The sequence below is a fragment of the Streptosporangium saharense genome (assembly GCF_014203715.1).
Lineage (GTDB): Bacteria > Actinomycetota > Actinomycetes > Streptosporangiales > Streptosporangiaceae > Streptosporangium > Streptosporangium saharense.
Window position 1 is genome coordinate 88380 of the sequence record NZ_JACHJP010000006.1, and the last position, 21176, is coordinate 109555.

Sequence of the window (21176 nt, forward strand, 5' to 3'; positions counted from 1 at the left end):
AAGCGTTCGTGCCCGGTCGTTACTGTGAGAAGGGGGGAGCGAATATGGACGCCGCACGAGCACGTAAGATCGCCGACCGGATCCAGCAGGTCGTCGCGGAGATGCTGGAGCGTCGGATCAAGGACCCGAGGCTGGGCTTCGTGACCGTCACCGACACGCGGATCACCAACGACCTGAGCGAGGCCACGGTGTTCTACACCGTGTTCGGCTCGGAGGCGGAGCGGGCCGACTCGGCCGCGGCCCTGGAGAGCGCCAAGGGGCTCATCCGCTCCGAGGTCGGGCGTCAGACCGGTCTGCGGCACACGCCGACGCTGACGTTCACCCATGACCCGCTCCCCGACAGCGCCCGCCACCTGGACGGGCTGTTCGCCGAGGCCAGGGCCAGGGACGCCGAGATCGCCAGGCGGGCCGAGACCGCGCTGCCCGCTGGGGAGGCGGACCCGTACCGTAAGCCCGCCGAGGAGAGCGACCTTTCCGAGCTTTCCGAGGAGGACGAGGACGAGCCGGCCGAGCAGGCGGGACGCTCCGCGACGTGACCTCCGACCCGCGTGAGAGCGGTCCGGTGCCGGAGCGTGACTGGGACCGGGCCGTCGAGCTCGTCTCGGCCGCGGGCGAGGTGGCGCTGGCCTGCCATATCTCGCCCGACGCGGACGCGCTCGGCTCGATGCTCGCCGTCGGCATGGCGCTGCGCGCGGAGGGCAAGCGGGTCACGGCCTCCTTCGGGGAGCGCAGGTTCCGGGTTCCCCGGCTGCTGCGCTTCCTGCCCGGCCAGGACCTGCTGGTCGAGCCGGGGGCCTATCCCACGGCGCCGGAGCTGATGATGACGTTCGACGTCCCCATCGCCGACCGGCTCGGCACGCTGGCCGTCAACGCGGGCAAGACCAGGGAACTGGTCGTGATCGACCATCACGCCTCCAACACCGGGTTCGGCACGCTCAACCTGGTCGATCCGGCGGCGGCGGCGACCGCGGTGCTCGCCGAGGAGCTTCTCGTACGGCTCGGCCTGCCGATCGGCGAGGAGGTCGCGACCTGCCTGTACGCCGGGCTGGTCACCGACACCGGCTCGTTCAGGTACTCCTCGACCACGCCGGAGGCGCACGTCATGGCCGCCAGGTTGCTGGCCACCGGCCTGAACCCCGAGCAGATCGCCAGGGAGGTGTGGGACCGCTCGCCGTTCGGCTATCTCCGGGTGCTCGGTACCGCGCTCGACCGGGCGGTGCTCGAACCCTCGACGGGGCCGGGACTGGTCTGGACGTTCGTCACCCGGGAGGACCGGGCCGCCCAGGGCCTGCCGTACGACGAGGTCGAGGGGATCATCGACGTGGTCAGGCGCACCGACGAGGCGGACGTCGCCGTGATCCTCAAGGAGGACGACGACGGAGCCTGGCAGGTCTCGACCCGTTCCAAGGGGGCCGTGGACGTCGCCCGGGTCTGCGCCGCGCTCGGCGGCGGCGGGCACGCGCGGGCGGCCGGGTTCACCTCCCACCTGTCCGTCGAGCGGACCATGGACAGCCTGCGCGCCCTCCTGTAGTTCCGGGCCGCGCCGCCGGTACGGTCCCCTTTCCACAGCCCTTCGCATGATGAGGACTTCCATGAGCACGGCTCGCGTCAAGCGCACCCCGCCGCCGAGCGGACTGATCGTCGTGGACAAGCCCGCCGGGTGGACCTCGCACGACGTGGTCGGCAAGATGCGCGGCATCGCGGGCACCAGGAAGGTCGGGCACGCGGGCACCCTCGACCCGATGGCCACCGGGGTGCTGGTGGTCGGCGTGGAGAAGGCGACCAGGCTGCTCGGGCACCTGGCGCTGACCGAGAAGGGCTACGACGGCACGATCAGGCTCGGTCAGACGACCAACACCGACGACGCCGAGGGGGAGATCGTCGTCTCTGCCCCGGCGGCCGGGGTCACCGTCGAGGAGGTCGCCAAGGGCGTCGAGGCCCTCACCGGGCGGATCACGCAGGTCCCGCCGCAGGTCAGCGCCATCAAGGTGAACGGTGAGCGGGCCTACAAGCTGGCGAGGGCCGGTGAGGAGGTCGAGCTGAAGGCGCGGCCGGTGACGGTCTCCGCCTTCGAGATCCTCGATGTCCGGCGCGAGGGGGACCTGCTCGACGTGGACGTCTCGGTGACCTGCTCAAGCGGCACCTACATCCGGGCGCTCGCCCGTGACCTGGGGGCCGCGCTCGGCGTCGGCGGCCACCTGACCGCCCTGCGGCGTACCCGGGTCGGGCCGTACGACCTGTCGATGGCCCGCACGATCGACCAGCTCGCCACCGAGTGCGTCATCCTGCCGATGGCGGAGGCGGTCGCGGCGGCCTTCCCGCGCCGTGACGTGACCGAGCAGGAGGCCGGTCTCGTCGCCCACGGTGGACGGCTGCCTTCGGCGGGGCTGGGGGACGGGCCGATCGGGGTCTTCGGGCCGGACGGCACGCTGCTCGCCCTGGTCGAGGAGAAGGGCAGACTGACCAGATCGCTGGCGGTATTCGTGCCCTGACCAGGTGTCACGGCGGGTCGTGGCGGTGATTCATGGGTCATGGACCAAACCAGTCAGGGGAGCCCCTTCGGGGTGGCCCTCTCGTCCGAGCCCGCCGCCGAGATCGCCGTCGACCTGCTCGTCCTTCCCGTCCGCGAGGGGCACGATCCCGGCCTCGGGCTCGGTGACGCCGTGGAGCGGGCCAGGTTCACCGGCGGGGACGGTGAGGAACTGCTGCTGCCGCGCGGCCCCGGTGATCTCTTCGCGGCGGGGGCGGTCCTGCTCGTCGGTGTCGGCGCGGGCGGCGACGAGCACACCGTACGGCGCGCCATCGGCCGGGTGGTGCCCAGACTGGCTGATTTCCCCACGGTCGCCGTCGCCTTCCCGCACGCCCACGCGGTCGTCGAGGGCGTACGGCTCGGCGGCTACCGCTTCGACGGCTACCGCAGCGCGCCGCCCAGGAGCGCCCTGCGGGAACTGGTCGTCCTGGCCGCCGAGGACGAGCGGGAGGGAGTCACCCGGGCGGGAATCGTCGCCGACGCGGTGGTCTTCGCCAGGGACCTGGTCAACACCCCGGCCGGTGACCTGGTGCCGGCGGACCTGGCGGAACGGGCGCGGGCGATGGCCGAGACCCACGGCCTCACCGCGCGGGTGCTGGACGCGGAGGACCTCGCGGAGGGCGGGTTCGGCGGCGTTCTCGGCGTCGGCGCGGGCAGCGCGAACCCGCCGTGCCTGATCGAGGTGAGCTACCCCGGTGACGGCCACAGCGGCGTCGTCGGGCTGGCGGGCAAGGGCATCACCTTCGACTCGGGCGGCCTGGCCATCAAGAACCTCAGGGCGATGTCCACCATGAAGTCCGACATGGCGGGCGGGGCCACCGTGCTCGCGGTCGCCAGGGCGGCGGCCATGCTGGGCCTGCCGACCGGGGTGACCGCGGTGGTCCCCGCGGCGGAGAACATGGTCGGTGGCGCGGCGACCCGCCCCGGTGACGTGCTGACCCACCGCGACGGGCGCACGACAGAGGTGACCGACCCCGACTGCGAGGGCCGTCTCGTGCTGGCCGACGCGCTCGCCTACCTGGCCGAGAGCTCCCCGGATGTGCTGATCGACGTGGCCACGCTGACGTACGCGGTGATGTACGCGCTCGGTGAGGACGTCACCGGGGTGATCGGCGGCGACCGGCGGCTGGTCGGTGAGCTGCTCGACGCGGGCGCGCGGGCGGGGGAGCCGATGTGGGAGCTGCCGCTGTGGGAACCGTACGGCGAGCGGCTCAGGTCGGAGGTGGCGGACGCCAGGAACGAGGGCGGCCCCTACGCCGACGCGACGGTCGCCGCGCTGTTCCTGCGGCCGTTCACCGCGGGCCTGCCGTGGGCCCACCTGGACGTGGCCGCGACGGCCTACCGGGGCAGCGCGACCGATCTCGGCCCCGCGGGGGCGACGGGGGTCATGGTCCGCACCCTCGTCGGCTATCTGGAGTCACGAACCAGCTACTGAACGTGTCCGTGTACGGCGTGCCTCGCCGTACGGGAAGACAGGCGGGGGCGCGCACGGGGCTCCCCGATTGGAGCGAACCCGGGCAGGCATGGCAGGCTTTAGGGGTCGATCCGCTACAACGGGAAGAGGTCGCGGTGCGAGCCTGGCACGGATTGGACGACGTGCCCGAAGACTGGGGCAGGTCCGTCGTCACGATCGGCGTCTTCGACGGGGTCCACCGGGGGCACCAGCAGATGGTCGCCCGCGCCGTGGCGCTGGCGGGAAGGCTGGGGCTTCCCTCGGTGGTGGTGACCTTCGACCCGCACCCCGAGGAGGTCGTGCGTCCCGGCACGCACCCCCCGAGGCTGACGACGGCCAGGCACCGCACCGAGCTGCTCGCCGGTCTCGGTGTGGACGCGGTCTGCGTGCTGCCGTTCACCCTCGACTTCTCCCACATGAGCCCCGACGAGTTCGTGCAGACCGTGCTGGTCGACCGGCTGCACGCGGCGGGCGTCGTGGTCGGGGAGAACTTCCGCTTCGGCCACAAGGCCTCGGGCGACGTCGAGACGCTGCAGACCCTCGGGGAGAAGTACGACTTCGTGGCCGAGGCGGTCCCGCTGGTGAGCAACGGGGACGCGATCTCCTCGACCCTCATCCGGGAGCGGCTCGCCGCCGGTGACATGGAGGCCGTCGCCCTGGCGCTCGGCCGTCCGCACCGCGTCGAGGGCGTGGTCGTGCGCGGCTACCAGCGCGGCAGGCAGCTCGGCTTCCCCACGGCGAACGTCGAGTCGCCCGAGCACACCGCGATCCCCGCAGACGGCGTCTACGCGGGCTGGCTGCAGGGGGTCTCCAACGGCAACCTGCCCGCCGTCTACGGTGGGGAGCGCTGGCCGGCCGCGATCTCCGTCGGCACCAACCCCACCTTCGAGGGCGTGCCGCGCACGGTCGAGGCCTACGCGCTCGACCGTGATGACCTCGACCTGTACGGCGCCCACGTGGCCGTGGACTTCGGGCGGCGGCTGCGCGCCAACCTCAGGTTCGACTCGATCGAGGCGCTCATCGAGCAGATGCACGCCGACGTGGACGAGGCCCGCCGCATCACCCGCGAGGCGCCGTAGGGTGTGGCGCGCGTGTGGATGTGCGTGTCCCTCCGGGCCGGTGGTAATCTGGCGTGTCAGCTCTGTAACCGGTGGTGTGTCACCCCGGCGCTGGCCCGCCACGGCGACTGTAGGCACGCACGGTCGTTCGGGCACCTGTTCACCCGCGTGCCCGCAGAGTCCGAGGAGAAAAGTGTCGCTCGACACCGCCGCCAAGAAGCAGATCATCGGGGAGTACGCCACGGGTGAGGCCGACACCGGCTCCCCCGAGGTGCAGATCGCGCTGCTGAGCAAGCGCATCAGCGAGCTCACCGAGCACCTGAAGCTGCACAAGCACGACCACCACAGCCGTCGCGGCCTGCTGCTGCTCGTCGGCCGCCGCCGCCGGCTGCTGAAGTACCTGCAGAACAAGGACATCGAGCGCTACCGCTCGCTCATCGAGCGGCTCGGCCTGCGCCGATAGGTTCACCGGGGGAGCGGCGCACGCGCCGCTCCCTCATCTCATATGGGGGGTGTCGGCGCGTCGCGCCGGGTAGACGCCCCCCACGTGAGCAAAACTGAATAGCCGAGACAGTGCCCCGCGTCCGCACAGCAAGCGCGCCCCACGGCGTCGGAGGGCCGGTCCTCGGTAGTGGCCCCCGGTCATCATGGCATCAGCCGTACGGAACCGGGCGCTTCAATCGAAGACCGGCGCTGCACCTACGGGGAGCCGGCAGGAAAAGACGACCCAGGCGCGAGACGTGTGCCTGGGGGACGCGGGCGACCGATCAAAGGAGGTCCCCGTGGAGGGTGTCCACAGCAGTGAAGCCGTAATCGACAACGGCTCTTTCGGCACGCGTACGATCCGGTTCGAGACCGGCAGGCTCGCGCGCCAGGCGGCCGGTTCCGCCGTCGTCTACCTCGACGAGGAGACGATGGTCCTGTCCGCGACCACGGCGTCCAAGTCGCCCAAGGAGAACCTCGACTTCTTCCCGCTCACGGTCGACGTCGAGGAGCGGATGTACGCCGCGGGCCGTATCCCCGGCTCGTTCTTCCGGCGTGAGGGCCGTCCCTCGGAGGACGCCATCCTCACCTGCCGTCTGATCGACAGGCCGCTGCGTCCGTCGTTCGTCAAGGGCCTGCGCAACGAGGTCCAGGTCGTCGCCACCGTCATGGCGCTCGACCCCAACCACCTCTACGACGTGGTCGCGATCAACGCCGCGTCCCTGTCCACCCAGCTCGCCGGGCTGCCCTTCTCCGGGCCGATCGGCGGCGTGCGGGTCGCCCTGATCGAGGGCCAGTGGGTGGCCTTCCCCACCCACTCCGAGCTGGAGAACGCCACCTTCGACATGGTCGTCGCGGGCCGGGTCCTCGACGACGGCGACGTCGCCATCATGATGGTCGAGGCCGAGTCCACCCGTGACACGATCAAGCTCGTCGCGGAGGGCGCCGTCGCGCCGACCGAGGAGACCGTGGCGCAGGGCCTTGAGGCCTCCAAGCCGTTCATCAAGGTGCTCTGCGACGCCCAGGCCAAGATCGCCAAGGTCGCGGCCAAGGAGGTCAGCGAGTACCCCGTCTTCCTCGACTACCAGGACGACGTCCTTGAGGCCGTCGCCAACGCGGTCAAGAGCGAGCTGGCCGCCGCGCTGACCATCGCGGGCAAGCAGGAGCGCGAGACCGAGCTCGACCGGGTCAAGGCGCTGGTCCTGGAGAAGGTCGCCCCCGACTTCGAGGGTCGCGAGAAGGAGATCGGCCCGGCGTTCCGGGCGCTGACCAAGAAGCTCATGCGTGAGCGGGTCATCTCCGAGGGCGTCCGCATCGACGGCCGTGGCGTCAAGGACATCCGGCAGCTCAGCGCCGAGGTCCACGTCGTTCCCCGGGTGCACGGTTCGGCCCTGTTCGAGCGCGGTGAGACCCAGATCCTGGGCATCACCACCCTCAACATGCTCCGCATGGAGCAGATGATCGACACGCTCAACCCGGAGCGCACCAAGCGCTACATGCACAACTACAACTTCCCGCCCTACTCCACGGGTGAGACGGGCCGCGTGGGTTCGCCCAAGCGCCGCGAGATCGGCCACGGCGCGCTCGCCGAGCGGGCGCTGCTGCCGGTCCTGCCGACCCGCGAGGAGTTCCCCTACGCGATCCGTCAGGTCTCCGAGGCGCTCGGCTCCAACGGCTCGACCTCCATGGGCTCTGTCTGCGCCTCGACCATGTCGCTGCTCGACGCCGGTGTCCCGCTCAAGGGCATCGTCGCGGGCATCGCGATGGGCCTGATCAACGAGGGCGAGCAGTACGTCACGCTGACCGACATCCTCGGTGCCGAGGACGCCATGGGCGACATGGACTTCAAGGTCGCCGGCACCAAGGACCTCATCACCGCCCTGCAGCTCGACACCAAGCTCGACGGCATCCCCGCCTCGGTCCTGGCCGCCGCGCTGAAGCAGGCCAAGGGCGCCCGTCTGGCCATCATCGACGTGATGCAGGAGGCGATCGACTCCCCGGCGGAGATGAACGCCACGGCTCCGCGCATCATCACGATCAAGGTCCCGGTCGACAAGATCGGCGAGGTCATCGGCCCGAAGGGCAAGATGATCAATCAGATCCAGGACGACACCGGCGCCGAGATCACGATCGAGGACGACGGCACCATCTACATCGGCGCCACCGACGGCCCGTCCGCCGAGGCGGCCAGGTCGGCGATCAACGCCATCGCCAACCCGCACATGCCGGAGGTCGGCGAGCGCTACCTGGGCACGGTCGTCAAGATCGCCGCCTTCGGTGCCTTCATCTCCCTCATGCCGGGCAAGGACGGCCTCCTGCACGTCTCCCAGATCCGCAAGCTGCACGGCGGCAAGCGCATCGAGAACGTCGAGGACGTCATGAACGTCGGCGAGAAGATCCAGGTGGAGATCGCCGAGATCGACTCGCGCGGCAAGCTCTCCCTGGTGCCGGTCGAGGTCATCGAGAAGGAGGCCGCGGACAAGCCGGACGCGGAGGCCAACGGGGACGAGTCCCCGGCGCCCGCCGACGACAGGTCCCGCGACGACTCCGCTCCGCGTCGCCGTACCCGCACGCGCAGCAGCGGTGCGAGCCGTGGAGGGGAAGACCGCAACTCGTGACGACCACCACTCTGCACCCCGGCAAAGACGGTGCCGGGGTCGTACGGCGCACCGTCCTCCCCGGTGGGCTCCGGGTGGTGACCGAGTCCATGCCGACCGTGCGTTCCGTCGCGGTCGGCATGTGGGTCGGCATCGGATCGAGGGACGAGGCTCCCGAGCACACGGGGGCCTCCCACTTCCTTGAGCACCTGCTGTTCAAGGGGACCCCCACGCGGGACGCCCTGGAGATCTCCGCGGCGATCGAGGGCATCGGCGGTGAGATCAACGCCTTCACCGCCAAGGAGTACACCTGCTACTACGCGCGGGTTCTCGACGAGGACCTGCCGCTGGCGGTGGACGTCCTCTCCGACGTGATCACCTCCTCGCTCATCGCCCCCGAGGACGTCGAGGCCGAGCGCGGCGTGATCCTTGAGGAGATCGCCATGCACGACGACGACCCCTCGGATGTGGTGCACGAGCAGTTCTCCACGGCCCTGTACGGCGACACGCCCGTCGGCCGCCCGATCCTCGGAACCGTCGAGTCGATCAAGGCGCTGTCACGTGACCGGATCGCGGAGTACTACCACCGTTACTACCTGCCCTCGCACACGGTCGTCGCGGTCGCGGGCAACGTCACCCACGAACGCGTCGTCGAGCTGGTCGCGGCCGCCTACGAGCGGGCGGGCGCACTCGGCGGCGAGGAACGGCACGCCCCGCCCCGGGTCGGCGGCGAGGAGATTGCCTACCGCTCCGGTGTCACGGTCCTCGACCGGGCCACGGAGCAGGCGAACCTCGTGCTGGGCACCGCGGCCTTCTCCCGCAACGACGACCGCCGCTTCACCCTCGGCGTGCTCAACGCCGTCCTCGGTGGCGGCATGTCGTCGCGGCTGTTCCAGGAGATCAGGGAGAAGCGCGGCCTGGCCTACTCCGCCTACAGCTACACCTCCGCCTACGCCGACACCGGCCAGTTCGGCGTCTACGTCGGCTGCCTGCCTCCCAAGATCGACGAGGTGCTCAAGGTGGCGCAGGCCGAGGTGGCGCAGCTCGCCGCGCACGGCGTCACCGAGGAGGAGCTCGTCCTCGGCAAGGGGCAGATGCGCGGCGGTCTCGTGCTCGGCCTTGAGGACACCGGGTCCCGGATGTCCAGGCTGGGCAAGAGCGAGCTGGTGCACGACCGGCTGATGCCCGTCGACGAGGTGCTCGGCCGGATCGAGGCCGTCACCCTCGACGACATCCAGGCCGTGGCCCAGGAGATCCTGCGGCGCCCGATGACCCTGGCGGTCGTCGGACCCTACGCCGACCGGGACTTCTCCGCGCTCCTGCTCTGAGCTTCCGTCCGGGTGACCGGCCGCCCTGCGCGACGGCCGGTCACCCGGGTGGAGATAGGCTGAGCCGGTGATCAGGGTAGGAGTTCTCGGCGCCAGAGGGCGCGTGGGCATCGAAGTGTGCAAGGCCGTCGAGGCGGCGGACGACCTGGAGCTGGTCGCGGCCGTCGACAAGGACGACCCGATCGAGGAGCTTGAGGGCGCCCAGGTGGTGGTCGACTTCACCCACCCGGCCGTCGTGATGGACAACCTCGCCTGGTGCCTCTCCCACGGCATCCACGCCGTGGTCGGCACCACCGGGTTCGACACCGAGCGGCTGACCCGGGTGCGCGGCCTGATTGAGGCCAATCCCGGCGTCAACGTGCTGATCGCCCCCAACTTCGGCATCGCGGCCGTCCTGATGATGCGCTTCGCGCAGCAGGCCGCCCGCTACTTCGACTCTGCCGAGATCGTCGAGCTGCACCACCCGAACAAGGCCGACGCGCCCTCGGGCACGGCCCGCCGTACGGCCGAGCTGATCGCCGAGGCGCGCCGCAAGGCAGGGCTGGGACCGATGCCCGACGCGACGAGCGCGGAGCTGGACGGCGCGCGCGGCGCCGACGTGGACGGCGTGCACGTCCACGCGGTACGGCTGGCGGGGCTGATCGCCCACCAGGAGGTGATCCTCGGCGGTGACGGCGAGATCCTCACCATCCGCCACGACACCATGAACCGCGCCTCCTTCACCCCGGGCGTGCTGCTCGGCGTGCGCAGGATCGCCGAGACGCCGGGCCTCACCGTCGGCCTCGAACACCTGCTGGACCTGTAGGCCGATGACGGACGTCCGACGGGCGAGCGCCGGGGAGCTGCCCGGCCTCGCGGAGGTCGAGATCGCGGCCGACGGGGTGTTCGCCCAGGTGGGGATCGTCTTCCCGCCGGGGACCACGATGGTCGAGGAGGTCGAGGACCCCTCCCGGGTGCTCGTCGCAGGGGACCCGCCCTTCGGGTTCGCGATGGTCGGGTGGGTGGACGGCCAGGTCCATCTGGACCAGCTGGCGGTCCATCCCGACCATGGGCGCCGGGGCGTCGGCGGGAGCCTCCTTGAGGCCGTCTGCGCGCACGCGCTCGCCGAGGGGGCGTCCGCGGTGACGCTGACGACCTTCAGGGACGTGCCGTGGAACGCGCCGTGGTACGCCAGGCGCGGCTTCGCCGTACTCGGGGAAGAGGAGTGGGGGCCGGAGCTGGCCGCGCTGGTCGCCCATGAGCGGGAGCTGGGCATCGAGCTGGCCCCCAGAGTCGCGATGCGCAGGCTACTGTGAGCCGGTTTCGTGATGAGCTGTGGCGGGTGGTGGACGGGGTCTACGGCCGGATCCTGGTTCATCCCTTCCTCACCGGGCTGACCGACGGGACGCTCCCGCGCGAGGTCTTCCGGCACTTCGTGGTGCAGGAGACCCACTTCCTGCCCGACTACGCGCGGGCGCTGGCGGCCTGCGGGGTCAGGGCGACCAGTCCGGCCGCGGTGCAGCGCTTCGCCGCCGACTGCGCGCGCACGGTCGAGGTCGAGCACAGCCTGCACGTCGAGCTGCTGGCGGCCTTCGGGCTCGACCAGGACGACGCGCGCCGGATCGGGGCGGCCCCGACGACCGTCGGCTACGCCTCCTACCTGCTGCGCGTGTGCCATCTCGGCACCTTCCCCGAGGCGCTCGGCGCGATCGTGCCGTGTTACTGGATCTACGCCAGGGTCGGTGAGGCGCTGCTTGAGCAGTCCTCACCCGACCCGCTGTACGCCTGGTGGATCGAGACCTACGGCGGCGAGCACTACCAGGAGACCGTCGCCGGGGTGCTCGACCTGCTCGACGAGGTCGCCGCGACGCTGCCCGAGGCCGACAGGGCACGGCTGTGCGAGCACGCGCTGACCACCGCGCGCTACGAGTGGCTGTTCTGGGACGCCGCGTGGCGCCGGGAGTCGTGGCCGATCTGAGCGGCGGTTAACCTAGCAGGTATGCGCCTGCGGGACCTGTGCCAGGTCGATCACCTGGGACTGAAGGTCCTCACCGGACACGACCTGCTCGACCGCCGGGTCCGTGGCGTCACGACCACCGACCTCATCGAGCCGGGCCGCTTCCTCAAGCCCGCCGAGCTGGTCCTGACCGAGCTGACCTGGCACGACGGTCCCGACTCCGCGAGGCGGTTCGTCGCCGCCCTGGTCGAGGCCAGGGCCGCCGCGCTCTGCTCGGGCACCGCCCTCAAGGTGCCGCCCGCCGACCTCGTGGACGCCTGTGCCGAGGCGGGGCTGCCGCTGCTCGCCCTCGGCGTCGAGGTCTCCTTCGGCGCGCTCACCGAACACGTGCTGCGCGCCCTGATCGAGGAGTACGGCGCCGCCCCCAGCAGGCCGTACGGCCCGCGCAGGAGGCTGGCCAGCACCCTTGTGGACGGCGGCAGCCTGAGCAAGGTCGTCACCACGGTCGCCGGGGAGCTGGACGTGCCCTGCTGGGTGCTCTCGGCGACGGGCCGGGTGGTCGTCGGCTCGCAGCCGCTGCCCGAGGGGGCCGGTGAACGGCTGGCGCAGGCGTTCCTCTCGGCCCGTTTCCTGCCCGGTACGGCACCGCAGCCTGACGGCACCGTGCTGTCGGTCTTCCCGGTCAGCAAGGGGGCAGCGCACCGGATCGCCAACTGGTTCCTGGCCTACGCGGGCGAGCAGGTCCGGGCGGGTGGCGAGCACGAGGACCTGGTCGTCGAGCTGGCCGCCCTGGTGGCGCTCGAACGCTCCCGTCTTGAGGCGGCCCACCGCATCGAGCGCCGGGTGCTCGACCAGCTACTGACGCTGCTGGCCTCCGGCGACGCGAACCTTCCCGGGGTCGTCTCCCGGCTGCACACCCTGCACATCGAGACCGAGCACGGCCTGCTCGCGGTCGCGCTGGCCGTCGAGGGGATCGACCGGGCCGGTGAGGTGGGGGTCGCGGTGCTCGACGAGCTGCTGCGCCCGCTGGCGCCGGGCGTGGCGACCGCCGTCGACGGACAGGCCGTGGCGCTGGTGCCGCTGGCGGGCAACACCGCGACGGAGCTGACCACGCACCTGCTCGCCGGGGCGGCCACCCTTGAGGCCGGGCTCGGCGACGCCAGGATCACGATCGGCGTCAGCAGCGTGACCAACGGCCCGGCCACGCTGAGCAGCCTGATCGAGGAGGCCAGGCACGCCCGCACGCTGGCCGAGCTGGGTGAGGGCCGGGTCTCGGCGATCACCGGCGCCGACGTCAGCTCACACCGCTCGCTGATCGCCGCCATCCCGGGGGAACTGCGGCGCTCGTTCAGGACGCGGCTGCTCGGCCCCCTTGAGGAGTACGACGCCGCCCACCAGACGGACCTGCTGGAGACGCTGGAGACCTTCCTTGAGGAGTCCGGCGGGTGGGCGGCGACCGCCGACCGGCTCCACGTCCACGTCAACACGCTGCGTTACCGGCTCCGGCGCATCGAGGAGCTGACCGGCAGGTCGCTGACCTCACTGGACGAGCGCGTGGACTTCCTGCTGGCCCTGCGGATGCGCTGATCTTCGGGGGTTACCCTGTGTCCGAATGCGTCCTCATTCACCCCCCTCATCAGCCTGAAGGACGTGAAAGACCACATGAGACACCGACTCACCGGGGCTCTGGCCGTCGCGGGAGCCCTGCTGCTCCCGCTGGGAGCCGTCCACGCGGCGGACGCCACGGTCACCCTCCCGATCCGGATCGACGCCAACGGGCCCGGCCTCACCGACTCCTCCGGCGACCTCTGGGCCGCCGATCGGGGATACGACATCCGCTACGGCGTCGGCCAGACCTCCGCTCCCATCGAGGGCACCGCGGACGACGCGCTGTACCAGACCTACAACGCCTTCGGCGGCGGGGCAGGCTACGCCCTCGACCTGCCCAACGGCACCTACCGGGTCACCCTGAAGATGGTGGAGGACTGGGCCACGGCGGTGGGACAGCGCCGCTTCGACGTCAGGGCCGAGGGGGTGACCGCGCTCAGCGCCTTCGACATCTACGCGAACTGCGGCAGGCTCACGGCGTGCGACCGCTCCTTCGTCGTCACGGTCACCGACGGCAGGTTGAACCTGCAGTTCAGCGCGAACGGCGGAGCCAACCACGCCACGGTCTCCGCCATCGAGGTAACCGCCGTGGCGTCCCCTTCACCGTCACCCACGGCCACTCCCACGGTCTCCCCGTCGCCTACCCCGTCTCCCACGGCCTCCCCGTCTCCCACAGCGTCTCCCACGGCCTCCCCGGGTGGTGGCCGGGTCGTCGAGGTGGCGACGGCCTCGGGGCTCAAGGCGGCGCTCGCCGGGGCCCTGCCCGGTGACACGATCCACCTCGCCGACGGCACCTACACGGGCAACTTCAAGGTCACCGTGGCCGCCAGGCCCGACGCCCGCGTCACGCTCACCGGCTCTCCCCGGGCGATCCTCAAGGCGGGCGGCGGGTACGGCCTGCACCTCAACGGCGCCTCCCACTGGACCGTCACCGGCGTCACCGTCACCGGGGGCCAGAAGGGCATCATGATCGACGCGGCCAAGGGGGTCGTCATCGACGCCGTCACCGTGCACGACCTCGACATGGAGGGGGTGCACTTCCGTAACTCCAGCACCGACGGCGTCATCAGGAACTCCACGATCTACGACACCGGCAACGACGGCCGGGGCATGGGGGAGGGCGTGTACGTGGGAACCGCCAACACCCTGACCGACAACAGCGACCGCGTCCAGATCGTCGGCAACACCATCGGCCCGGACGTCGGCGGCGAGAACGTCGACATCAAGGAGGGCACGACGGGCGCCAGGATCGTCGGCAACACCTTCGACGGCGGCGGGCTCACCGGCGCCAACTACGACGACTCCTGGGTGGACGTGAAGGGCAACGACGTCCTCGTCCAGGGCAACGTGGGCAGGCGCACCACGAACAACGGGTACGAGACCCACACCCAGCAGCCGGGGTGGGGCTGCGGCACCGTCTTCCGCGACAACGTCTCCGACCTGACGGGCGCGACCGGTGACAGACGGCTGGCGATCAACGTCACCAACCAGGCCGCCGGCTGCGTGACGACGGTCCACGCGAGCAACACGGTGACGGGCGGCAACGGCCTGACGAACGTCCCGGTGACGCCGTGAGACAGCCGGAGGCCGCCGCGCCCGGCGGCGGCCTCCGGCCCATGGCTCAGCGGGCGGCGTAGGCGTCCAGTTCGGCGAGGTATGCGTCCTTCAGGTGGCGGGGCAGCCAGGTGATCTCGAAGGCGTTGCGTTCGAGCTGGACGAGGTCCTCCTCGGTCAGCGAGAGCTCCTCGGCCAGGACGGCCAGGTTCTCCTGGACGTACCCGGCGAAGTAGGCCGGGTCGTCGGAGTTGACCGTGACGCGCAGGCCGAGGTCGAGCATCCTGCGGATGGCGTCGGCCTTCGTCGAGTCGGTCACGTAGCCGTTGGAGATCGGGCACACGGTCAGCCCGAGCCCCCGCTCGCGGATCGTCTCGACCAGCGCCTGGTCCTCAAGGGCGTTGACGCCGTGGTCGATGCGGTCGACGCCGATCTCCTCGACGGCCTGGCGGATGTGCTCGACGGAGTTCTCCTGGTCCACGTCGCAGTGCATGGTCAGCAGGTAGCCCTCCTGCCTGGCCCGCTCGTAGACGGCCCTGAACTTGACCGGGGGGTTGCCCTTCTCGTCGGAGTCGAGGCCGACGCCCACGATCCACTCCCGGTAGGGCAGCGACTCCAGCAGCGTCGCCATGGCGTACTCGGCCTGGAAGTCGCGCAGGAAGCACATGATGAGCTGCGCCCTGATCCCGAGCTGCCGCTCGGCGTCGAGCAGCGCGCGGCGCAGGCCACGGATCACCAGGTCGAACGGCACGCCGCGCGAGGTGTGGGCCTGCGGGTCGAAGAAGATCTCCGCGTAGCGGACGTTCTGCGAGGCGGCCCTGCGCAGGTAGGCCATGGCCAGGTCGTAGAAGTCGGGCTCGGTCCGCAGCACCTCCATGCCCTCGTAGTAGATCTTGAGGAAGGAGGGCAGGTCGTCGAAGGAGTAGGCAGCCCTGATGTCCTCGACCGAGGAGTAGGGCAGCTCGATGCCGTTGCGCTCGGCGAGGGCGAACTTGAGCTCGGGTTCGAGGGTGCCCTCGATGTGCAGGTGGAGCTCGCACTTGGGCAGCCCCGCGATGAAGTCGGTCATGCTCTCAGCTCCAGGAGACGATCGGGTCGATGACCTTGAGCTCGACGCAGTCCACCAGGCCGAGGTCGGTGATGGCGTAGTCGGGGATCGCGGTGATCGACAGGAAGAAGAGATACATCAGCGGCGAGGGCAGCGCGCAGCCCAGGCCGCGGGCCAGGTCGTCCAGCGCGCTCTCCGCCTCGGCCATCTCCCGCGCGGGCAGGTCGGAGACGATGCCGCCGACCGGCAGCGGAAGCAGCCGCAGGACCTCGCCGTCCACGACGACGGCCTGGCCGCCGCCCGCCCTGACGACCTCGTTGACCGCCAGGGCCATGTCGGAGCGGGAGGCGCCGACGCAGATGACGTTGTTGTCGTCGGGGGCGGCGCTGGTGGCGATGGCGCCCCTGGTGAGGCCGAAGCCGTTGACCAGGGCGACCGGCCGGTTGGAGGTCTTGCCGTACCGCTCGACGACCGTGATGTAGAGCGCGTCCCGCTCGACGGACGGCTCGACGACGCCGTCGACCACGGGAAGCGTGACGTCGTGCCGCTTGCGGACGAAGACCTGCTCGGGGCTCATCCGCATGGCCAGCGCCGTGACGGAGGAGGCTCCCTCGGGGGCGCGCAGCACGATGTCGTCGGCGGTCAGCTCGGCGACGGGGAAGGGCCGCACCGGTGGGCGCACGGGCGGCGCCGTGGGTGTGATCATGGCGTTGTCCCTGGCCACGAGCTTTCCACCGGCCACGACCTCGCGCACCTGGAAGTCGGCGAGGTCGTCCACGATCAGCACGTCGGCGAGGCGGCCGGGGGCGAGGCTGCCGACCAGGTGGTCGATCCGGTACATCTCCGCGCAGTTGACCGTGGCCATCTGGATCGCGGTCACCGGGTCGAGACCCGCCTTGACCGCCATCCGGACCAGCTTGTCCATGTGGCCTGCGGCCAGCACGTCGGCGGCGTGCACGTCGTCGGTGCAGAAGGCCACCCGGCGCGCGCCGACCTGGGAGACCACCTGGATGTTCTCCTGGAGGAAGTGGGCGACGCTGGACTCCCGCACGATGGCGTAGATACCCAGGCGGAGCTTCTCCAGTGTCTCCCGGGCCGAGTACGACTCGTGGTCCAGGCGGATGCCCGCGGCGGCCAGGCCGCTGATCCTGCGGGTGTCGGACATCGGGGCGCAACCGAAGACCGGGAGCCGGTGCCGTTCTGCCAGTTCGAGCGCCTCCATGACGGCCTCGTCGCCGTGCTCGACGAACTCCTGCACGGTCTCCCAGACGCCGACGCACTCGGGCCAGTCGTGGACCTGCCGGTGCTCGTCGGGACCGAAGGTGTGCCCGACCGTCGACTCGGGGACGGTGTAGGGGGCCTTGGCGGGCGCTCCCCACCAGACACGCATGCCGGTGGCCGCGGCCTCGTCGAGGAAACCCCTGACCCCGGGCAGCCCCTCGGTCACCAGGATCTGGTCCAGGCCGGAGACGACGCTGGTCGTGCCGTACGGGACCACCAGGTCGGCGAAGCTCGTCACGGAGAGCTTGCTGCACTCGATGTGCAGGTGACCGTCGATCAGGCCGGGGACGAGGTGACCGCCCTGGGCGTCGATGATCTTCGTCTCGGGTCCCCGGGGCAGGTCGGGGCCGACCAGGGCGATCCTGGAGCCGCTGATCCCGATCTCCGCGGGGTAGGTCTCGCCGGTCAGCACGTTGACCAGGACGCCGTTGGTGATGATCGTGTCGGCGGGACGTCGTCCGTACGCGACGTCGAGCAGGGCGCGGTCAGGCATTTGGCTACGGCCTTTCTGCTTGTCAGGCGGGGACGAGGACGGGGGCGGGGCGGCGTTCGAGCGCGGCGTAGACCAGGCCCGCCACGGCGAAGCCCGCGAAGATGCTCAGGTCGGAGCCGCCCGTCGCCTGGGAGAGCGGCCCGGTGAAGGCCGCGGAGTTGATCCACAGCGCCGCCGCGACCATGCCCGCGGCCTGCGCGAGGATGCCGTTCCAGCGGATGCCGCCCCGCCCGTGGTACGGCCCGCCCTCGGCGGCGAACAGGCCCTCGGCGTCGTAGGAGCCCCTGCGCCGCAGCCAGTCGGTCAGGTAGACGCCCGCCCACGGGGCCAGCCAGAGGATCAGCAGCCCGAGGAAGGTGTTGAGCATCGTGTTGAAGGAGTCGGAGAACACCGCCACACAGGTGATCGCCACACAGATCACCAGGTCGAGCACGACCGCCGCGGAGCGGTTCAGCCTGATCCCCGACGCCTGCAGGTTCAGCCCGGAGGAGTACAGGTCGGTGGTGTTCACCGCGAACAGCGTCACGATCGCCAGCACAAGGTACGGCACGACGAACCACGACGGCAGCGCGCCGGGCAGCCCGGAGACGGGATCGCCCGCGTCCTTCACCACGGTGGCGACGGCCGCGCCGAGCGTCATCAGCAGTACGTACGGCACCAGCCCGCCGAGCGCCGCGTAGCCGAAGACGGCCTTCTTACTCGACGAGGCGGGCAGGTAACGCGAGTAGTCGCTGCCCAGCGGGGCCCACGACAGGCCGCCGCACGACATGACCAGCGCCACCGCGACGGTGAACGTGGCGAAGTCGGCCCCACCTCCGGCCATGGCCTGCACCTTCGGGCCGACGAGCACGGCCATGACGGCGAACATCGCGACGAAGACCCAGGTGAAGTACTTCTGCGCCTTCATGACGGCCGCGTGCCCCACGAGCGGCAGGACGAGCTGGACCAGTGCCGCGACGACGATCACGCCGATCTTCAGGCCCGCGCCCTGGGAGGCGATCCCGGCCTGGTCGAGCAGGGCCAGCGAGGCGAAGGTGATCAGCACCATGCCGCCCGCCTCGAAGCCGACCATGTTGATCCAGCCGAAGAAGCTGAGCGCCCGGGCGCCCTTGGGGCCGAACGCGGCACGCGAGACCGCCATCGTCGAGGTACCGACGGCCGGTCCCTGGAGGCTGGTCAGGCCGACCAGCGGGAAGGACAGCAGGTTGCCGACGACGATGGCCAGCACGGCCTGCGGGAAGCTCAGCCCGAGGGAGACGACGACAGTCCCGTAGACCAGGGTGAAGATCCCCATGGTGGTCCCGGTCCACAGGAACAGCAGGTCACGCGGCCTGCCGTACCTCTCGGACGGCGAGACCAGCTCGATCCCGCGTTGCTCGACGGCCACTACGCCTCCACCCGGTGTCCTGGACATTCACCTTCAGTGAACCAGGGGGTGCGGCGTGCTCCCGTTGTCGGAGAACACGAGGTCAGGGGGCCCGGTATGTACCGGTCTCCAAGGTGATCGCTACAGGGCGTGCAGGGCCAGGCCCGCGGTGAACAGCAGGCCGAAGACGAGCTGGAAGCGGCCGGTCTGCTGCAGCGTCGTGATCAGCGCCCGGCCGGTCGCGCCCTGGACGACGGCCCTGACCGGCGCGACGGCCAGCGGGGCGGCGAGCAGGGTGAGCGCCGCGAACGGCTGCCAGGGGACCAGCGCCAGCGCGATGACCAGCGGCAGCACCAGGCACACCGAGTAGAGCGTGCGGGTACGGCTGTCGCCGAGCACGACGGCCATGGTGCGCTTGCCCACGGGGCCGTCGGTCACGAGGTCGCGCAGGTTGTTGACCACCAGCAGCGCGCAGGCCAGCAGGCCGACCGGGACCGCGGCGACGACCGCGACCCACGGCAGCGCCTCGGCCTGGACGAACGTGGTGCCCGCCACCGCGACCAGGCCGAAGAACACGAACACCGAGATCTCACCGAGCGCGCGGTAGCCGTACGGACGGGAACCACCGGTGTAGAACCAGGCAGCCGCGATCGACAGCGCGCCGACCAGGAGCAGCCACCACGCCCCGGTCACCACGACCAGGACCAGCCCGGCCACCGCCGCGGCCAGGAAGCAGCCGAAGGCCGCCGAGAGCACCTCGCGGGGGGCGGCGGCCCCCGAGCCGACCAGCCGCATCGGGCCGACCCGCCCCTCGTCGGTGCCGCGCACGCCGTCGCTGTAGTCGTTGGCGTAGTTCACCCCGATCTGCAGGGCGAGCGCGACGAAGAGGGCGAGCAGGGCCCGCCACCACACCGCGCCGTCGTAGCCGAAGGCGACACCGGTGCCGACGGCGACCGGGACGACGGCGGCGGGAAGGGTGCGCGGACGGGCTCCGGCGATCCACTGGCTCGGGGTGGCCATGGCTGTGCGAACGTCCTCTCGAAGGTCAGCTGATGTCGGTGGCCAGGCGGACCATCCGTACGGTGCGGCCGATGTGCAGCACCCGCTCCGCGCCGTCCTCGCCCCAGCCCGCCGACTCCAGGAAGCCGAGCACCGCGTGGTTGTCGGCGAACGCCCACGTCACGATGGTGCGGTAGCCGTCCTCCCTGAAGTGGTCGACCGTGGCGTTCAGCAGGCGGCTGCCGTGGCCGCGCCGTATGTGGTCGGGATCCACGAGGAAGGTCAGCAGCTCGCCGGTCGTGGTCGGGTCGAGGTCGGGGTCCTCCGCGGGGGCGTGCGAGGCCAGCCCGACGACGCGTTCGGAACCCTGGAGTGCCGCTGCGGCGGCGATGCCGCCCGGACCGAGCGCGGGGAAGGCGTCGGTGTCCAGGACGACCTTCTCGACCGCCACGAGGACCCGGTGGCGCCTGCTCGGCGGGGAGACGATCGCCTCGTCCCACTGCCGTCGCCAGAGGTCCTCGGCCGCCGCGCCGGTCATCTGCTCAAGTGGCCCCTCGGGAAGGAAGTCCCGGTAGCCGTATTTCCAGGCGCGGATCTGGGTGCTCGCCACCGCGGCGACATCATCGTGCCGAGCCGCCCGCACGCCTACGTCTGCCATTCGGCCCGCTCCCTCTCTGCCGTCGCCCATGACATGCCGCCTCGCGGGTCTCGTGCCACGCGAGCGGGCATCAGGCGGGTGGAACCGTGAGGCAGCCCCTACACCGTATCGGGGAATCAGACTCAGAGATGACGTGACTGCGTCTCGGTCTGGCGCCGTGCCCGATATGCCCTGGTCTTGGTGCGGTTGCCACACACCTTCATGGAGCACCACGAGCGTGAGCGGTTCTTCGAGGAGTCGATGAAGGCCCACTGGCAGGTGCTCTCGGTGCAGACCTTCAGCCGGGGCCACATGCCCTCGGCCCGCGTGTCCATCACGGCCGCCACGATCCTGGCGAGCCCGCCGGTGATCCCGGAGGCGACGGGTTCGAGGACCGGCCCCGTCTCGGCCAGGGTGACCCGCAGCGCGAGGCCGGGGAACGACCTGGGCGCGGCCGCCTCCTGGTCGCGGTCGTGGTTGTGCCGCAGCGCGGCGCGCAGGGACTCGCGCAGGTCGACGGCCGTGCCCAGGTCGGTCTCGTCAGCCGCGTCCGCAGGTCCGATCAGGTCACGTTTGGCGAGCCAGGCGGTCAGCGCGGCGGGTGACGGGATCGAGTCGGTCGCGGACTCGACGTCGTAGGTGTTCACGAAGTCACACACCAGGTCGGCGGGGTTGCCCATGGTCACTCACCTCTTCGGAACGCTGTCGAAACCACTGTATGTCAATAGGGGGTTGTTTTCCTCCGGACACCGTCATAGCGTGTTCAGTGGTGTCAGTTTGGAGGGCGTCATGTGGTACTGGGTTC

19 protein-coding genes are annotated in these 21176 nt (G+C 70.9%); 13 read left to right on the top strand and 6 right to left on the bottom strand.

The window, feature by feature from the left end:
- Nucleotides 1-44 precede the first annotated feature (44 nt).
- The 13 genes from rbfA to FHS44_RS26070 all read left to right on the top strand — a co-directional run bounded on the left by rbfA (nucleotide 45) and on the right by FHS44_RS26070 (nucleotide 14568).
- Nucleotides 45-536 carry a 30S ribosome-binding factor RbfA gene (rbfA, locus tag FHS44_RS26010; protein ID WP_184719167.1) on the top strand — a complete coding sequence of 164 codons (492 nt, stop codon included), beginning with the start codon at nucleotides 45-47 and terminating at the stop codon, nucleotides 534-536.
- On the top strand, nucleotides 533-1531 hold the full coding sequence (locus FHS44_RS26015) for a DHH family phosphoesterase (RefSeq protein WP_184719169.1): 999 nt from the start codon (nucleotides 533-535) through the stop codon (nucleotides 1529-1531). The genes rbfA and FHS44_RS26015 overlap by 4 nt, the downstream gene beginning before the upstream one ends.
- Before the next feature lie 61 nt (nucleotides 1532-1592).
- Nucleotides 1593-2492, top strand: coding sequence for a tRNA pseudouridine(55) synthase TruB (gene truB / locus FHS44_RS26020; RefSeq protein WP_184719171.1), 900 nt, complete (start codon nucleotides 1593-1595; stop codon nucleotides 2490-2492).
- 39 nt (nucleotides 2493-2531) lie between these two features.
- Complete coding sequence (locus tag FHS44_RS26025; protein WP_184719173.1) at nucleotides 2532-3965, top strand: leucyl aminopeptidase; 1434 nt, start codon at nucleotides 2532-2534, stop codon at nucleotides 3963-3965.
- Between the two features lie 134 nt (nucleotides 3966-4099).
- Nucleotides 4100-5062, top strand: a complete 963-nt coding sequence (locus FHS44_RS26030) for a bifunctional riboflavin kinase/FAD synthetase (RefSeq protein WP_184719175.1) — start codon at nucleotides 4100-4102, stop codon at nucleotides 5060-5062.
- Nucleotides 5063-5234: 172 nt separating this feature from the next.
- Nucleotides 5235-5504 (top strand): 30S ribosomal protein S15, encoded by a 270-nt coding sequence (gene rpsO, locus FHS44_RS26035; protein ID WP_184719184.1) that lies wholly within the window; start codon nucleotides 5235-5237, stop codon nucleotides 5502-5504.
- A 319-nt stretch (nucleotides 5505-5823) separates the two neighbouring features.
- Entirely contained in the window at nucleotides 5824-8142 is a 2319-nt protein-coding gene (locus tag FHS44_RS26040) for a polyribonucleotide nucleotidyltransferase (RefSeq protein ID WP_184719186.1), read from the top strand.
- Nucleotides 8139-9449 carry a M16 family metallopeptidase gene (locus FHS44_RS26045; protein ID WP_184719188.1) on the top strand — a complete coding sequence of 437 codons (1311 nt, stop codon included), beginning with the start codon at nucleotides 8139-8141 and terminating at the stop codon, nucleotides 9447-9449. Before FHS44_RS26040 ends, FHS44_RS26045 begins: the two co-directional genes overlap by 4 nt.
- 67 nt (nucleotides 9450-9516) lie before the next feature.
- A complete protein-coding gene (gene dapB, locus FHS44_RS26050) occupies nucleotides 9517-10254 on the top strand; it encodes a 4-hydroxy-tetrahydrodipicolinate reductase (protein ID WP_184719189.1) in 738 nt (245 codons plus the stop codon).
- Between the two features lie 4 nt (nucleotides 10255-10258).
- Complete coding sequence (locus FHS44_RS26055) at nucleotides 10259-10744, top strand: GNAT family N-acetyltransferase (protein WP_184719192.1); 486 nt, start codon at nucleotides 10259-10261, stop codon at nucleotides 10742-10744.
- Nucleotides 10741-11406 carry a thiaminase II gene (tenA, locus tag FHS44_RS26060; protein WP_184719194.1) on the top strand — a complete coding sequence of 222 codons (666 nt, stop codon included), beginning with the start codon at nucleotides 10741-10743 and terminating at the stop codon, nucleotides 11404-11406. Before FHS44_RS26055 ends, tenA begins: the two co-directional genes overlap by 4 nt.
- Before the next feature lie 21 nt (nucleotides 11407-11427).
- On the top strand, nucleotides 11428-12972 hold the full coding sequence (locus FHS44_RS26065; RefSeq protein ID WP_184719196.1) for a PucR family transcriptional regulator: 1545 nt from the start codon (nucleotides 11428-11430) through the stop codon (nucleotides 12970-12972).
- 75 nt (nucleotides 12973-13047) lie between these two features.
- On the top strand, nucleotides 13048-14568 hold the full coding sequence (locus tag FHS44_RS26070) for a malectin domain-containing carbohydrate-binding protein (RefSeq protein ID WP_184719198.1): 1521 nt from the start codon (nucleotides 13048-13050) through the stop codon (nucleotides 14566-14568).
- Nucleotides 14569-14614: 46 nt separating this feature from the next.
- On the opposite strand, the gene FHS44_RS26075 is transcribed toward FHS44_RS26070, so the two are convergent.
- The 6 genes from FHS44_RS26075 to FHS44_RS26100 all read right to left on the bottom strand — a co-directional run bounded on the left by FHS44_RS26075 (nucleotide 14615) and on the right by FHS44_RS26100 (nucleotide 21051).
- A complete protein-coding gene (locus FHS44_RS26075) occupies nucleotides 14615-15616 on the bottom strand; it encodes an adenosine deaminase (RefSeq protein WP_184719200.1) in 1002 nt (333 codons plus the stop codon).
- A gap of 4 nt (nucleotides 15617-15620) precedes the next feature.
- Entirely contained in the window at nucleotides 15621-17369 is a 1749-nt protein-coding gene (locus FHS44_RS26080) for an adenine deaminase C-terminal domain-containing protein (RefSeq protein WP_184719202.1), read from the bottom strand.
- A 22-nt stretch (nucleotides 17370-17391) separates the two neighbouring features.
- Complete coding sequence (locus FHS44_RS26085; protein ID WP_184719204.1) at nucleotides 17392-18756, bottom strand: purine-cytosine permease family protein; 1365 nt, start codon at nucleotides 18754-18756, stop codon at nucleotides 17392-17394.
- 120 nt (nucleotides 18757-18876) lie between these two features.
- A complete protein-coding gene (locus FHS44_RS26090; protein ID WP_184719206.1) occupies nucleotides 18877-19755 on the bottom strand; it encodes a 1,4-dihydroxy-2-naphthoate polyprenyltransferase in 879 nt (292 codons plus the stop codon).
- 25 nt (nucleotides 19756-19780) lie between these two features.
- Nucleotides 19781-20392 (bottom strand): GNAT family N-acetyltransferase, encoded by a 612-nt coding sequence (locus tag FHS44_RS26095; protein ID WP_184719208.1) that lies wholly within the window; start codon nucleotides 20390-20392, stop codon nucleotides 19781-19783.
- Nucleotides 20393-20514: 122 nt separating this feature from the next.
- Nucleotides 20515-21051, bottom strand: coding sequence for a CGNR zinc finger domain-containing protein (locus FHS44_RS26100; protein WP_184719210.1), 537 nt, complete (start codon nucleotides 21049-21051; stop codon nucleotides 20515-20517).
- Nucleotides 21052-21176 lie beyond the last annotated feature (125 nt).

Bases quoted from the DNA above. Each gene is read 5' to 3' on its own strand.
- rbfA (WP_184719167.1), top strand. From the start codon at position 45: ATGGACGCCGCACGAGCACGTAAGATCGCCGACCGGATCCAGCAGGTC.
- truB (WP_184719171.1), top strand. From the start codon at position 1,593: ATGAGCACGGCTCGCGTCAAGCGCACCCCGCCGCCGAGCGGACTGATC.
- FHS44_RS26025 (WP_184719173.1), top strand. From the start codon at position 2,532: ATGGACCAAACCAGTCAGGGGAGCCCCTTCGGGGTGGCCCTCTCGTCC.
- FHS44_RS26055 (WP_184719192.1), top strand. From the start codon at position 10,259: ATGACGGACGTCCGACGGGCGAGCGCCGGGGAGCTGCCCGGCCTCGCG.
- FHS44_RS26065 (WP_184719196.1), top strand. From the start codon at position 11,428: ATGCGCCTGCGGGACCTGTGCCAGGTCGATCACCTGGGACTGAAGGTC.
- FHS44_RS26070 (WP_184719198.1), top strand. From the start codon at position 13,048: ATGAGACACCGACTCACCGGGGCTCTGGCCGTCGCGGGAGCCCTGCTG.
- FHS44_RS26075 (WP_184719200.1), bottom strand. From the start codon at position 15,616: ATGACCGACTTCATCGCGGGGCTGCCCAAGTGCGAGCTCCACCTGCAC.
- FHS44_RS26080 (WP_184719202.1), bottom strand. From the start codon at position 17,369: ATGCCTGACCGCGCCCTGCTCGACGTCGCGTACGGACGACGTCCCGCC.
- FHS44_RS26090 (WP_184719206.1), bottom strand. From the start codon at position 19,755: ATGGCCACCCCGAGCCAGTGGATCGCCGGAGCCCGTCCGCGCACCCTT.
- FHS44_RS26095 (WP_184719208.1), bottom strand. From the start codon at position 20,392: ATGGCAGACGTAGGCGTGCGGGCGGCTCGGCACGATGATGTCGCCGCG.
- FHS44_RS26100 (WP_184719210.1), bottom strand. From the start codon at position 21,051: ATGGGCAACCCCGCCGACCTGGTGTGTGACTTCGTGAACACCTACGAC.